This window comes from Citrobacter sp. JUb117 (genome assembly GCF_024809055.1).
Lineage (GTDB): Bacteria > Pseudomonadota > Gammaproteobacteria > Enterobacterales > Enterobacteriaceae > Citrobacter > Citrobacter gillenii.
The window spans coordinates 160642-173914 of sequence record NZ_JANUFB010000001.1; the positions used below are offsets into that span (position 1 = coordinate 160642).

A 13273-nucleotide genomic window follows, 5' to 3' on the forward strand; every position below is an offset into this window, starting at 1 on the left:
ATTGTGACTATTTCGTACTTAAATTTTACTGATACGTTAATCCCCGGCTCAACGTTGAGCGGGGGACTGACGTGATTCAAAACTTATTTTGCAACACCGTCGTGCGCATGCTCATCTTCGCGGCAATCGCCTTCAGCGCAGTGGCCGTAAAGATAGAGGCTATGATTCGTTAAACGAATACCATGTTTAGTGGCAATCTCACGCTGGCGCGCTTCGATAGAGTCATCGCTGAATTCGACCACTTTGCCACAGTCGAGGCAAATCAGGTGATCGTGATGATGCTGTTGAGTCAGTTCGAAGACGGATTTGCCCCCTTCGAAATTATGTCGGGTCACGATACCGGCATCATCAAACTGGTTCAGTACGCGATACACGGTCGCCAGACCAATCTCTTCACCCATATCGATCAGGCGTTTGTATAAGTCTTCCGCACTGACGTGATGGTTATCCGGTTCCTGAAGAACTTCCAGAATTTTTAAACGAGGAAGCGTTACTTTCAGGCCAGCCTTCTTTAATGCGGTATTGTTGTCAGTCATGCGGAATCTGTCCTGTAGCTAAACGGTTCACTTCATTAAAAGAAGTGACAGAAATTGCACTTGAGATAATGCGTATCATTATAGAACTGCCACGCCTAAATGAAAACTGCAAGCCTCTGGCAAATATTGTTAATCAAAACGTGGTATCGCCAACAAACACACTGTGCAATACCCGATTGGCATCCAGCCATTGTACAGGGTCAGGCGAGAAAGTTACAAATTTGTAGCAATTATTTTGATTGGTTTTATCTATTGATGCGGCACAGATGAAGATCTGCGCCGCACGAAATTAGGCGTTAATAATCTCGTCGAGATGCAGTTCTGCTGAAATCTGCTTAACCCATTTTTCAACGCGTTCTGCGGTCAGTTCAGGCTGGCGATCTTCATCGATAGCCAGGCCGACAAAGTGGTCGTCGTCAGCCAAACCTTTGGATGCTTCAAAGTGGTAACCCGCCGTTGGCCAGTGACCGACGATGGTTGCGCCGCGCGGTTCGATGATGTCGCGAATCGTGCCTAACGCATCGCAGAAATATTCTGCGTAATCTTCCTGATCGCCACAGCCAAACAAAGCAACCAGTTTACCGTTAAAATCAATGTCTTCGAGGGTCGGGAAGAAGTCGTCCCAGTCACACTGCGCTTCGCCGTAGTACCAGGTCGGGATGCCGAGCAGCAGAATGTCATACCCTTCCAGGTCTTCTTTGCTGCTTTTTGCAATGTCATGTACATCGGCAACGTCTTTACCAAGCTGTTTTTGAATCATTTTTGCGATGTTTTCGGTATTACCGGTGTCGCTGCCGAAAAAGATGCCAGTGATTGCCATGAGTAAAATAACCTCTTGAAACTTATTGAAATGGTGGTGGCGCATTGCCCACGGATAAGGGCAATCATAGCAGAACAGTCAGGCATGCGGAAACAGCAAACACGCTGGACTGCACTCTGTGCTACACGATTTATGATTTATACCCGTCATACTTCAAGCTGCATGTGCGTTGGCTTTCCTCGCTCACCCCAGTCACGTACTTATGTACACTCCTGGAGATTCGCTGCGTCGCCGCCTTGATGCAACTCGAATTATTAAGGGTATAGAGCAGAATTTCAGACTATGCCTGACCACGCAATGTGGCGAGTTGGATCATCAGCATTTCTTCAATGAGTTCACTGCGGCTCATATTACGCGCATCAGCCAGCTCATTCAGCGCGTCAACGGCGTCGGCGTTCAGTTTCAGTTCGACACGCTTAAGCCCACGAACTTTGTCGCGTTTAAGCTGATTACGTTTGTTAATACGTAACTGTTCATCACGCGAAAGCGGATTGGTTTTGGGTCGTCCCGGGCGACGCTCCTGCGCGAACAGATCTAATGTCGTACGGTCCGTTTGTTCTTTGGCCATGATCTTGGTGACTTCGGGGAAACAATCAGCCAGGCGTCTGCCCGGATGGATAGCGCGCCATCATACATCAGCAGGGGAGGCGCGCCAACGCCCACGCACGTAATCGCGCGCGGACGCTGAGTTTTTAATCAGTTAGCCTGTTCTGTCAGATAACGACGGATGGCGCGCAGCACGGCTTCGGGTTTTTCTGCATGCACCCAATGGCCCGCGCCGGCAATAACATGTGCCCGAGCCTGGGGAAATTGCGCCAGCAATGGGGCTCGATACGCTTCAGTAACGTACGGTGAGTTCCCCCCAGGGATGAACAGCGCCGGGTGATCCCAGGCCGGAATGGTTTCCCAGCCGACAATATGCGGATACTGATCCCACAATACCGGGACGTTAAAGCGCCATTCACCGTCTATAAATGATTTCAGCAGAAACTGGATCACGCCTTCTTCTTTAAGATGTTGGCGCATCACGCTAGCCGCCTGCTGGCGCGACGCGGCTTCTGTATCCGTCACCGCATTAATCGCCGCAAATATCTCATCGTGACGGCGGACCAGGTAATCAACCGGGGCAATATCGATAGCCACCAGCTTATCGATACGTTCCGGTGCCAGGGCGGTTAGCGCCATCACGGCTTTGCCCCCCATTGAATGGCCAATAAAGGTGGCTTTTTCTATCTGTTGGGCATCCAACGTATCCAGCAGATCTTGCGCCATCGCCGGGTAGTTCATCTCCGGAGAACGGGGTGAGAGGCCATGATTTCGCATATCAACCTGGATGATATTGTGATCGACAACCAGAGAGCGGGCCAGTATGCCCAGATTGTCCAGGCTGCCAAACAGCCCGTGCACCAGGACGATGGGAGAATTATTGTGCAGGTTTTGTGCAGATTGCGCTCGGATATTCAATTTCATGGCAAAGTTCTTTTTTTCACGCTAGCGGGTTAGGGTATCATGTTGACCATTCTGCCACACGGCTGCAACAACTACGGTTACTCCGAGTTTTTCCGGCCATCGGGCTTGACGCTATCCGCTGTTGGGATTTGCCTTTACACTACGCGTGTACAGTCCCAACAACTTGTATTCAGCTAAACACCGCACTGGATTAAGATGAAAACGATTGAAGTTGATGATGAACTCTATAGCTATATTGCCAGCCATACCAAGCATATCGGCGAGAGCGCATCCGACATTTTACGGCGTATGTTGAAGTTTTCCGCCGCATCACAGCCTGCCACGCCGGTGGTGAAAGACGTCCGCGCCGTGCAACCTGTCGTGGAAGCCAAGCCGATTAACCCTGTAAAAGACAAAGTGCGCGCCATGCGTGAACTGCTGCTTTCCGATGAATATGCGGAACAGAAAAAAGCAGTGAATCGCTTTATGCTGGTGCTGTCTACACTCTATTCACTGGATCAACACGCGTTTGCCGAGGCAACAGAATCGTTGCATGGTCGCACGCGCGTCTATTTTGCAGCGGATGAACAGACGCTGCTGAAAAATGGTAATCAAACCAAGCCGAAACACGTGCCAGGCACGCCGTATTGGGTGATCACCAACACGAATACCGGCCGTAAATGCAGCATGGTTGAACACATCATGCAGTCAATGCAATTCCCTGCGGAATTGATTGAAAAGGTTTGCGGAACAATTTAATCCTTGCATTAGAAGGACCAGGCAATGGCAATCCACAATCGTGCAGGTCAACCTGCACAACAGAGTGATTTGATTAACGTCGCCCAACTGACGGCACAGTACTATGTACTGAAACCAGAAACAGGGAATGCAGAGCACGCCGTTAAGTTCGGTACGTCCGGGCATCGCGGCAGTGCAGGTCGTCACAGTTTTAACGAACCGCACATTCTGGCTATCGCTCAAGCGATTGCTGAAGAACGTGCGAAAAACGGAATTACTGGCCCTTGTTATGTGGGCAAGGACACTCACGCGCTGTCTGAACCGGCATTTATCTCTGTACTGGAAGTGCTGGCGGCAAACGGTGTTGATGTCATCGTGCAGGAAAATAACGGCTATACGCCAACGCCCGCCGTGTCTAACGCTATCCTGGTCCACAACAAAAAAGGCGGCCCGTTGGCTGACGGTATTGTGATCACACCGTCCCATAACCCGCCGGAAGATGGCGGGATTAAATACAACCCGCCAAACGGTGGTCCAGCAGATACTAACGTCACTAAAGTGGTGGAAGACAGGGCCAATGCACTACTGGCCGATGACCTTAACGGCGTGAAACGTATTTCACTGGATGCGGCGCTGGCGTCGGGTCACGTGAAAGAACAGGATCTGGTGCAACCGTTCGTTGAAGGATTGGCAGACATCGTCGATATGGCCGCGATCCAGAAAGCGGGCCTGACGCTGGGTGTTGATCCGCTGGGTGGCTCCGGTATCGAATACTGGAAGCGTATTGCTGAGCACTACAAACTGAATCTGACCATCGTTAACGATCAGGTTGATCAGACCTTCCGCTTTATGCATCTCGACAAAGATGGCGCCATCCGTATGGACTGCTCTTCTGAGTGTGCCATGGCGGGTCTGTTGGCGCTGCGTGATAAGTTCGATCTGGCGTTTGCCAACGATCCGGACTACGACCGTCACGGCATTGTTACCCCGGCTGGGTTGATGAACCCGAACCATTATCTGGCGGTGGCAATCAACTACCTGTTCCAGCATCGTCCGCAGTGGGGCAAAGAGGTTGCTGTCGGTAAAACGCTGGTGTCCTCCGCGATGATTGACCGCGTGGTGAATGACCTGGGTCGCAAGCTGGTGGAAGTGCCGGTTGGCTTTAAATGGTTCGTTGACGGTCTGTTTGACGGCAGCTTTGGCTTTGGCGGTGAAGAGAGCGCGGGCGCGTCATTCCTGCGTTTCGACGGTACGCCATGGTCGACGGACAAAGACGGGATCATCATGTGCCTGCTGGCGGCGGAAATTACCGCGGTTACCGGTAAAAATCCGCAGGAACACTATAATGAACTGGCCGCGCGCTTTGGTGCGCCAAGCTACAACCGTTTACAGGCTCCCGCGACGTCTGCGCAGAAAGCAGCGCTGTCTAAACTGTCTCCGGAAATGGTTAGCGCCAGTACGCTTGCCGGTGACCCGATCACTGCACGTCTGACCGCTGCACCAGGTAACGGTGCCTCCATTGGCGGTCTGAAGGTGATGACCGACAACGGCTGGTTTGCCGCACGCCCGTCCGGCACCGAGGACGCCTACAAAATTTACTGTGAAAGCTTCCTCGGCGCTGAGCATCGCCAGCAAATTGAGAAAGAAGCGGTTGAGATTGTCAGTGAAGTGCTGAAAAACGCATAAGGCGTAGACCGGATGACGATGCTCGCGTCGCCATCCGGCATGAATTATAAAAGCCGGATAGCTTATATGCTGATCCGGCTTTTTTATTCAGCATCTGTTCACGGCATAAATCGATAGCCGATCCCGGTTTCGGTAATAAAGTGACGTGGACGGGCCGGATCCAGCTCGAGCTTCTGGCGCAAGTGCCCCATATAGATTCGCAGGTAGTGGCTGTGCTCGACGGCATTGGGTCCCCATACCTGGTTTAACAACTGGCGTTGGGTGAGCACTTTACCCGCGTTGTTCAGCAGGACCGCAAGCAGGCGAAACTCAATCGGCGTCAGATGTATTTCCTCTTCACCACGGTGTACCAGCCGCGCGGCAATATCCACTTTAATGTTTGAGAATTGAACCACCGGTTCGGGCGTTTGCCCGGTTGCGTGGCGGCGTAAGGCCACGCGTAAACGCGCCTGCAGCTCGCCAATACCAAACGGTTTGCTGAGATAATCATCGGCACCGGCGTCCAGCGCGGCGATTTTGTCGCTCTCCTCACTGCGGGCAGAAAGCACAATCACCGGGATGGCACTCCATTGTCGCAGGTCGCGAATAAAATCGATGCCGTCACCGTCCGGCAGGCCGAGATCGAGAATGATGAGATCGGGTTTTCGCGTGGCCGCTTCCAGCAGGCCACGTTGCAGCGTTTCTGCTTCGTAAACGCGCAGGCCATCGGCTTCCAGTGCGGTGCGCAGAAAGCGGCGAATGGCCTGTTCATCTTCAACAATCAGTACGTTTGTCACATATCCTCATGAAAATCTTCAAGTTCAGGGGGCGTTTCCTGCGGGAGTGTAACACGGAAGCATGCGCCACCCTGCGGTCGATTATGGGCGGTAATCGTCCCGCCGTGTACGTTCACAATCGCCTGACAAATAGCCAGTCCCAGCCCTACGCCCGGTACAGAGGATTCTTTGTTTCCCCGGGAGAACTTGTCGAAAATAGCGTGCTCCTGGCCCGCTGGAATGCCGGGGCCATTATCCCATACATCCAGAAACAGATGCTCACCTTCTACCTGCGCATCAATGCCGATTTGCGCCTGTGGACCTGCGTACTTAATGGCGTTTTCCAGCAGGTTAATCAGCACCCGTTCAAACAGTGGACCGTCAACGTGAATCAGCGTCAACGGCGCCGGAAGCGACAGATTAATCGGCGCGGCTAAGCCAGGTTCCAGCATTTGCAGGGCGCTACCTACTACTTCTTCCAGCGTTAACCACTCCTTCTTAAGATTAAAGCCGCCAGATTGAATCCGCGCCATATCCAGCAAATTATTGACCAGCCGGGTGGTATTGAGCACGTGCTGGCGAATTTCGCTGGCCTGGCGGGCGTGGGGAGAACCTTCGCTGGCGAGGTCCAGTGTTAAAATCTCTGCCTGACCGAACAGCACCGTGAGTGGCGTGCGTAAATCATGGGAGAGGGCCGCCAGCAGGGCATTGCGGATGCTCTCTCGTTCGCTGGCCAATCGCGCCAGTTCTTCGCTGGCGGTCAGCGTCAGGCGTTCGAGCGCACTGGCAACCAGCAGGGTAAAGGTTTCCAGCAGACGCTGCTGTTCCGGGATCATCAACTGACGCAGGTTTCCCGGCTCCACTACCAGCAGCCCGTGCGTTTTGTCAGCGCTTTTCAGCGGCAAGATTTGATACGGCACGCCGGGGAGGGTATCGGTGCCGGCACCTGCCGGTTGTCCTTTATCAAAACTCCATTGGGCAATGGCGTCATCCCACGGCGTCATGCCCTGCTGCTGCGTCAGCGGTGCCAGCTTTCCGTGCTCATCCGGCAATAACACCTGGCTGCGGGCCTGAAAGGTGGAGGCGATAAACTGTTCGCTGGTGGTGGCGATATCTTTCTGGCTACGTCCCACGGCCAGCGCTTTGGACATCTCATACAGATGACGCGTTCGCTGCTCCCGATAACGCGCGACCCGCGCCTGATAGCGCACGCCTGCGGTCAGATTCCCAATAACCAGACCAACCGTTAACATGACCGCAAAAGTGAGCAGATACTGGACGTCTGAGACGGCAAGCGTCCCGCGTGGCGCAATAAAGAACAGATCGAAGCTGGCGACGTTGATCATGGTCGCCACTACCGAGGGCCAACGACCATAAAACAGGGCGATAACCACCACGCCTAACAGATAGAGCATCACCAGATTGGCGGCATCAAAGGTAACCAGCCATTGCATGGCAATCAGCGTGGTGATGGCGCACAGCGCGGCGGCCACCACACAGCCCTGAATTTGTACCCGCCATTTATCCTTAAAGGTGCGGGTATCCATGGTTTGGGCTGCCGCGCGTGGTGGAGGCTCGTCCAACGCGACAATCATCAGATCGAGATCTGGTGCACGATGAGCCAGCTTGTCGGCAAAGGAATCGCTGCGCCACCAGCGGCGCGTGGTTGGCCGTCCCAGCACAATTTTTCCCAGGTTATGCTCCCGGGCGTAGCGAATCACCGCCTTGTCTTCGGCGGGATCGGAAAGGGTGGCGGTTTCCGCACCCAGTTCCTGTGCCAGCCGTAGCGCGCTTAAGATCGCACGGCGCTGTTTTTCCGGGAGCTGATGCAGCGCCGGGGTTTCGACATACACCGCGTGCCACACGCTGCCAAGGCGAGCAGCCAGACGTGCGGCGGCGCGTACCAGCTTTTCACTGCCGGTATTGTGTCCAATACACAGCAAAATAGCGTCGCGGGTGTGCCAGACTTTTTCCTCTCCCGGTCGTCCTCGCCAGGCGCGCATTTGATCGTCTACTCGATCGGCGGTACGGCGTAGGGCCAGTTCGCGCAGGGCGATTAAATTACCTTTGCGAAAGAAATGTTCGATTGCCCGTTCCGCCTGACCGGCGATGTAGACCTTGCCTTCGTTGAGGCGCTGGCGTAAGTCGTCAGGCGGCAGATCGACCAGCACCACATCATCGGCGGCATCGAAAAAGGGATCGGGGACGGTTTCACGCACTTGGATACCGGTCACGCCGCTGACCACGTCGTTCAGGCTTTCCAGATGCTGCACGTTAACGGTAGTAAAGACATCAATGCCCGCTTCCAGCAGCTCTTCAATGTCCTGCCAGCGGCGGGGATGGCGCGAGCCTGGCGCATTGCTGTGCGCCAGTTCGTCCATTAATATCAGCGCCGGGCGGCGGGCGAGGGCCGCATCAAGATCGAACTCGCTGATGCGTCGCCCGCGGTGAGTCTGACGTTTTAACGGCAGCACGGCAAGACCGTCCAGCAGCGCGGCGGTCTCTTTGCGTCCGTGGGTTTCCACCACACCGATCAACACATCCAGGCCTTGCGCCCGCAGCCGCTGGGCCTCTGCCAGCATGGCCCAGGTTTTACCCACGCCGGCACAGGCACCGAAGAAAATTTTCAGTTTTCCACGATGCGGGGCGGTCGTTTGTTCCAGTAAACGGTCCGGATCGGGGCGTAAGGGTTCGCTATGCATGTCCTTTGTCTCAGTGCTTATCCAGCGCTAAATTAAGTTCCACCAGGTTCACCACCGGTTGACCGATAAAACTGACCAGCGGCTTTTGCGTGTATTGTGCAACCAACTGCGTAACCTCTTCAACGCTGAGGTTGCGCGCATGTGCCACGCGTGGAATCTGCCAGGCAACGGCCTCTGGCGTCAGGTTATTATCCAGCCCGCTGGCGGATGCGGTTACTAACTCCACAGGAACGACAGGGCTGGCCTGCGGGTTGGCGGCACGCAGCGCGGCGATCCGGCTTTGTAGTTGCTTATCCAGCTCCGGGTTGCTGGCGGCCAGATTACTGCCACCCGAACCCATTGGATTATAGGGTATTTCCGCCGTTGCTGACGGGCGTCCCTGAAAATATCCGGCGGCGGTAAAGTGTTGCCCGATGCGTTCAGAACCGCGGATCGTCTGACCTTCGCGGATGAGCGACCCGTTGGCCTGATGGGGAAACCACCACTGCCCCAGTGCGGTGGTCAACAGCGGGTAGACCCCGCCGGTAATAAGCATCAGGAAAAATAATGTTGATAATGCAGGACGTAATCCACTCATCTGAAACCTCACACCAGACCCAGCAGGGTCAGCAGTAAATCAATCACTTTAATGCCGATAAATGGCACGACCAGGCCGCCGAGGCCGTAAATCCACAGATTGCGGCGTAACATGGCGGAGGCGGACAACGGTTTGTAGCTCACCCCTTTCAGTGCCAGTGGGATCAGAAAGACAATCACCAGCGCATTGAAGATAACTGCGCTGAGGATTGCCGAATCCGGCGAATGCAGACGCATCACGTTAAGCGCGTTGAGCTGCGGATAGGTGGTGGCAAACGCCGCCGGAATAATGGCAAAATATTTGGCGACGTCGTTGGCAATACTGAAGGTGGTCAGTGAACCGCGCGTCATCAGCATCTGTTTGCCAATGTGGACCACTTCGATAAGCTTGGTGGGGTTAGAATCAAGGTCCACCATGTTGCCCGCTTCTTTAGCCGCCTGGGTCCCGGAGTTCATGGCGACAGCAACGTCTGCCTGCGCCAGTGCGGGGGCGTCGTTCGTGCCGTCACCGGTCATTGCCACCAGACGGCCTTCCGCCTGGTACTGACGAATCAGCGCCAGCTTAGCTTCCGGTGTGGCTTCGGCTAAAAAGTCGTCCACCCCGGCCTCCGCTGCAATCGCGGCGGCAGTCAGACGGTTATCGCCGGTAATCATCACCGTTTTGATACCCATTTTGCGTAGCTGGGCAAACCGTTCTTTGATCCCGCCTTTGACGATATCTTTCAGGGCAATGACGCCCAGAACGCGCGAACCTTCGACAACCACCAGCGGCGTCGCGCCAAGACGGGCAACGTTTTCCACTTTCTGTTCGACATCTGCAGGGAAGTGTCCGCCGTTGGCCTCAACGTGACGACGAATGGCGTCGACCGAGCCTTTACGGATCATGCGGTTGTCGATGTTAATGCCGCTCATCCGGCTTTGCGCGGTGAACGGCACAAACGTGGCGTGCAGCGATTGCACATCGCGTATGCGCAGATTAAAGCGCTGTTTTGCCAGAATCACGATGCTGCGACCTTCCGGCGTTTCATCCGCCAGTGATGAAAGCTGCGCCGCGTCGGCCAGCGTTTTTTCGTCGACACCGTGGGCGGGAATAAAATCTGATGCCTGACGGTTACCCAGCGTAATGGTGCCGGTTTTATCCAGCAACAGTACGTCGACGTCACCTGCTGCTTCGACCGCCCGCCCGCTGGTGGCGATCACGTTCGCGCCGAGCATTCGGCTCATACCGGCCACGCCAATCGCCGAGAGTAGCCCACCAATAGTTGTCGGGATCAGGCACACCAGCAGGGCAACCAGCACCGTGACGCTAACTGCACTGCCGCCCCAGGCAGAGAACGGCCACAGGGTGGCGGTTGCCAGTAAAAAGACGATGGTCAGGGCTATCAGCAGGATTGTCAGCGCGATTTCGTTGGGCGTCTTACGCCGCTGGGCGCCTTCAACCATGGCGATCATCCGGTCGAGGAAGGTTTCACCGGGGTTCACGCTGCATTCGATAACCAGCCAGTCGGAAAGAATGCGGGTCCCGCCGGTTACGGAAGCAAAATCACCGCCGGACTCACGGATAACCGGCGCAGATTCCCCGGTAATGGCGCTTTCGTCCACCGATGCGCCGCCTTCAATCACCTCGCCGTCGCAGGGAATAATATCGCCTGCTTCTACCAGCACGATATCGCCTTTGCGTAGTTCCTCTGCGGGAACATGATCCATTTCTGCACCGTATTTCGGTTCACGCAATTTGCGGGCAAACGCCGTCTTCTTAACGCCTTTCAGGCTGTTGGCCTGAGCTTTACTGCGTCCTTCCGCCAGCGCTTCGGCAAAATTGGCGAAAAGGACGGTGACCCACAGCCAGAGGCTTATCGCACCGGTAAACAGGGGATTGCCTGTCATGTGCCCGGTTGCCATTGCAACGGTTAACAAGGTTGTCAGCAGGCTGCCCAGCCAGACGATAAACATCACCGGGTTGCGCCACTGAGTATGTGGGCTTAACTTTTTGACTGCGTCCATCAGCGCGTGTGTGACCAGAGACGGTTCGAACAGTGCCAGTTGTTTGCGACTCATAACAATGTGCTCCGCATCGCTCAACGTAAAGAGAGGTATTCTGCGACCGGGCCAAGCGCCAGTGCAGGAATAAAGGTGAGGGCGCCAACCAGTAACACCGTACCGATCAACAACCCGACAAACAGTGGGCCGTGAGTGGGGAGCGTCCCCTGGCTTGCCGGTTGGCTCTTTTTAGCCACCAGCGAACCGGCAATGGCCATCACCGGAATAATGACCCCGAAGCGGCCGAAGAACATGCACAACGCCAGCAGGCAGTTCCAGAAGGGGCTGTTAGCGCTTAACCCGGCAAAGGCGCTGCCGTTGTTGTTGGCGGCAGATGACACGGCGTACAGTACTTCGCTGAAACCATGCGGGCCGGGGTTGAGCATGGCGCTGCGTCCGGCGTCGCTCATCATGGCTATCGCTGTACCGAGCAGCACCAGCGCAGGCGTCACCAGAATCGCCAGCGCGGTCATTTTCATTTCCCGCACGTCGATTTTCTTACCCAGATATTCCGGCGTGCGCCCGATCATCAGTCCGGCGATAAACACCGCCAGCAGGACGAACAGCAGCATGCCGTACAAACCGGAGCCCACGCCGCCGAACACCACTTCGCCAATCTGCATCAACCACATCGGTACCATCCCGCCCAGTGCGGTGAAGGAGTCGTGCATCGCGATGACCGCCCCACAGGAGGCCGCCGTTGTGACGACCGCGAACAGACTGCTGACCAGTACGCCAAAGCGGCTCTCTTTCCCTTCCATATTGAGACTGCTGTCTGCGCCAAATGCCAGCAGATGCGAGTTCCCTTGAACTTCCGCCCACATCACAATCGCCACGCAGATGACAAAAATCAGCGACATGGCCCACAGTAAGGTGCGTCCCTGACGGCGATCGCCCACGACATCGCCAAAGGCAAAGCACAGGGCGGCAGGAATGCAAAAGACAGCCAACATCTGCACCATATTGGTCAAGGCGGTTGGGTTTTCAAACGGATGCGATGAGTTAGCATTAAAGAAGCCGCCGCCGTTGGTACCGAGCATTTTAATGGCCTCTTGTGAGGCAACCGGTCCCATTGGTAACAGCTGTTTTACGCCTTCAAGGGTAGTAAGTGACTGATAGGGCAGCAGGTTTTGCAGCGCGCCTTGCTGAATAAAGAACAGGGCGATAAGCAGAGAAAGAGGGAGCAGGATCCACAGCGTAATGCGCACCAGATCCACCCACGCATTGCCCAGGGTATTCATACTCTGGCGCGTAAAGGCGCGGATTAGGGCAAAAATCACCGCAATACCGGTCGCCGCAGACAGGAAGTTCTGCACGGTTAAGCCAGCCATCTGACTAAAGTAGCTTAAGGTGGTTTCGCCACTGTAAGACTGCCAGTTGGTATTGGTGACAAAGCTCACGGCGGTATTCAGCGCAAGATGCCATGACAGCCCCGGTAGCTGCTGAGGATTCAGTGGTAACAAGTTTTGCGCCATCAGCAGGGAAAACAGCACCAGCAGACCCAGGATGTTGAGCATCAGGATCGCCAGCAGGTACTGTTTCCAGTTCATCTCATGTTGTGAAACGCCTAACCCGCGCCAGAGAATACGCTCAACACCGGTTACGCCCGGAAGGGGGATGTTGGTGATGAGTCGTGCCAGCACGGCACCCAGCGGTCTGGCGATGACAAATAACACCAGTAAGAAACTGGCGATGAGTAAAAATCCTTGTGCCGCCATCAGAACGCCTCCGCCTTAATCAGGGCATACACCAAATAACCGAGTAATAAAAAAACCAGCACAATGCCAGTTATCACGCCTGCACTCACGGTGCACCTCCTGTGACATCAATGTGATAACCAGAGCGTAGGTTTTTGGTTGCAAAGATTTCGCAAAAATTGGCGGGTGGGGTGTAAAAAAAGTATAAAAATGGCAAAGACCGTTATTTAACTAATGATTAGTATTAATTTAACTTTTATGTAACCTAATTACA

At 54.7% G+C, this 13273-nt stretch carries 13 protein-coding genes; 2 read left to right on the forward strand and 11 right to left on the reverse strand.

Features of this window, described 5'->3' with window-relative positions:
* Nucleotides 1–83: 83 nt before the first annotated feature.
* The 5 genes from fur to ybfF form a co-directional block, all read right to left on the reverse strand.
* A complete protein-coding gene (gene fur, locus M2374_RS00770) occupies nt 84–536 on the reverse strand; it encodes a ferric iron uptake transcriptional regulator (RefSeq protein ID WP_115259076.1) in 453 nt (150 codons plus the stop codon).
* Nucleotides 529–615, reverse strand: coding sequence for a ryhB-regulated fur leader peptide (locus M2374_RS00775; RefSeq protein WP_115259075.1), 87 nt, complete (start codon nt 613–615; stop codon nt 529–531). The genes fur and M2374_RS00775 overlap by 8 nt, the downstream gene beginning before the upstream one ends.
* A gap of 210 nt (nt 616–825) precedes the next feature.
* The gene (gene fldA / locus M2374_RS00780) at nt 826–1356 is read right to left on the reverse strand and encodes a flavodoxin FldA (protein ID WP_167456047.1); all 531 of its coding nucleotides are present in this window, start codon (nt 1354–1356) and stop codon (nt 826–828) included.
* A gap of 280 nt (nt 1357–1636) precedes the next feature.
* Entirely contained in the window at nt 1637–1924 is a 288-nt protein-coding gene (gene ybfE, locus M2374_RS00785; RefSeq protein WP_096757867.1) for a LexA regulated protein, read from the reverse strand.
* Between the two features lie 128 nt (nt 1925–2052).
* Nucleotides 2053–2826: an esterase gene (ybfF, locus tag M2374_RS00790; RefSeq protein ID WP_181688365.1), complete on the reverse strand. Its 774-nt coding sequence runs from the start codon at nt 2824–2826 to the stop codon at nt 2053–2055.
* A 195-nt stretch (nt 2827–3021) separates the two neighbouring features.
* Between ybfF and seqA the strand changes: the two genes are divergently transcribed.
* Together seqA and pgm are read left to right on the forward strand one after the other, a co-directional pair.
* A complete protein-coding gene (gene seqA, locus M2374_RS00795) occupies nt 3022–3564 on the forward strand; it encodes a replication initiation negative regulator SeqA (protein WP_181688364.1) in 543 nt (180 codons plus the stop codon).
* Nucleotides 3565–3588: 24 nt separating this feature from the next.
* A complete protein-coding gene (gene pgm, locus M2374_RS00800; protein WP_181688363.1) occupies nt 3589–5229 on the forward strand; it encodes a phosphoglucomutase (alpha-D-glucose-1,6-bisphosphate-dependent) in 1641 nt (546 codons plus the stop codon).
* A gap of 98 nt (nt 5230–5327) precedes the next feature.
* Here the strand turns inward: pgm and kdpE are convergent, their stop codons facing one another.
* The 6 genes from kdpE to kdpF are packed head-to-tail and all read right to left on the reverse strand — an operon-like array spanning nt 5328 to nt 13109.
* A complete protein-coding gene (gene kdpE / locus M2374_RS00805; RefSeq protein ID WP_115259071.1) occupies nt 5328–6005 on the reverse strand; it encodes a two-component system response regulator KdpE in 678 nt (225 codons plus the stop codon).
* On the reverse strand, nt 6002–8686 hold the full coding sequence (gene kdpD, locus M2374_RS00810; RefSeq protein ID WP_181219198.1) for a two-component system sensor histidine kinase KdpD: 2685 nt from the start codon (nt 8684–8686) through the stop codon (nt 6002–6004). Before kdpD ends, kdpE begins: the two co-directional genes overlap by 4 nt.
* 10 nt (nt 8687–8696) lie before the next feature.
* Nucleotides 8697–9263 (reverse strand): potassium-transporting ATPase subunit KdpC, encoded by a 567-nt coding sequence (gene kdpC, locus M2374_RS00815; RefSeq protein ID WP_115259069.1) that lies wholly within the window; start codon nt 9261–9263, stop codon nt 8697–8699.
* Nucleotides 9264–9271: 8 nt separating this feature from the next.
* On the reverse strand, nt 9272–11320 hold the full coding sequence (kdpB, locus tag M2374_RS00820) for a potassium-transporting ATPase subunit KdpB (RefSeq protein ID WP_181688362.1): 2049 nt from the start codon (nt 11318–11320) through the stop codon (nt 9272–9274).
* 20 nt (nt 11321–11340) lie between these two features.
* Nucleotides 11341–13020, reverse strand: coding sequence for a potassium-transporting ATPase subunit KdpA (gene kdpA / locus M2374_RS00825; protein ID WP_181688361.1), 1680 nt, complete (start codon nt 13018–13020; stop codon nt 11341–11343).
* On the reverse strand, nt 13020–13109 hold the full coding sequence (kdpF, locus tag M2374_RS00830; RefSeq protein WP_008456132.1) for a K(+)-transporting ATPase subunit F: 90 nt from the start codon (nt 13107–13109) through the stop codon (nt 13020–13022). Before kdpF ends, kdpA begins: the two co-directional genes overlap by 1 nt.
* Between the last annotated feature and the right edge of the window lie 164 nt (nt 13110–13273).

Coding starts and splice junctions, on each gene's coding strand:
- kdpD (WP_181219198.1), bottom strand. CDS start 8,686: ATGCATAGCGAACCCTTACGCCCCGATCCGGACCGTTTACTGGAACAA.
- M2374_RS00775 (WP_115259075.1), bottom strand. CDS start 615: ATGATACGCATTATCTCAAGTGCAATTTCTGTCACTTCTTTTAATGAA.
- kdpB (WP_181688362.1), bottom strand. CDS start 11,320: ATGAGTCGCAAACAACTGGCACTGTTCGAACCGTCTCTGGTCACACAC.
- ybfF (WP_181688365.1), bottom strand. CDS start 2,826: ATGAAATTGAATATCCGAGCGCAATCTGCACAAAACCTGCACAATAAT.
- kdpC (WP_115259069.1), bottom strand. CDS start 9,263: ATGAGTGGATTACGTCCTGCATTATCAACATTATTTTTCCTGATGCTT.
- pgm (WP_181688363.1), top strand. CDS start 3,589: ATGGCAATCCACAATCGTGCAGGTCAACCTGCACAACAGAGTGATTTG.
- fur (WP_115259076.1), bottom strand. CDS start 536: ATGACTGACAACAATACCGCATTAAAGAAGGCTGGCCTGAAAGTAACG.
- fldA (WP_167456047.1), bottom strand. CDS start 1,356: ATGGCAATCACTGGCATCTTTTTCGGCAGCGACACCGGTAATACCGAA.
- ybfE (WP_096757867.1), bottom strand. CDS start 1,924: ATGGCCAAAGAACAAACGGACCGTACGACATTAGATCTGTTCGCGCAG.
- kdpA (WP_181688361.1), bottom strand. CDS start 13,020: ATGGCGGCACAAGGATTTTTACTCATCGCCAGTTTCTTACTGGTGTTA.
- seqA (WP_181688364.1), top strand. CDS start 3,022: ATGAAAACGATTGAAGTTGATGATGAACTCTATAGCTATATTGCCAGC.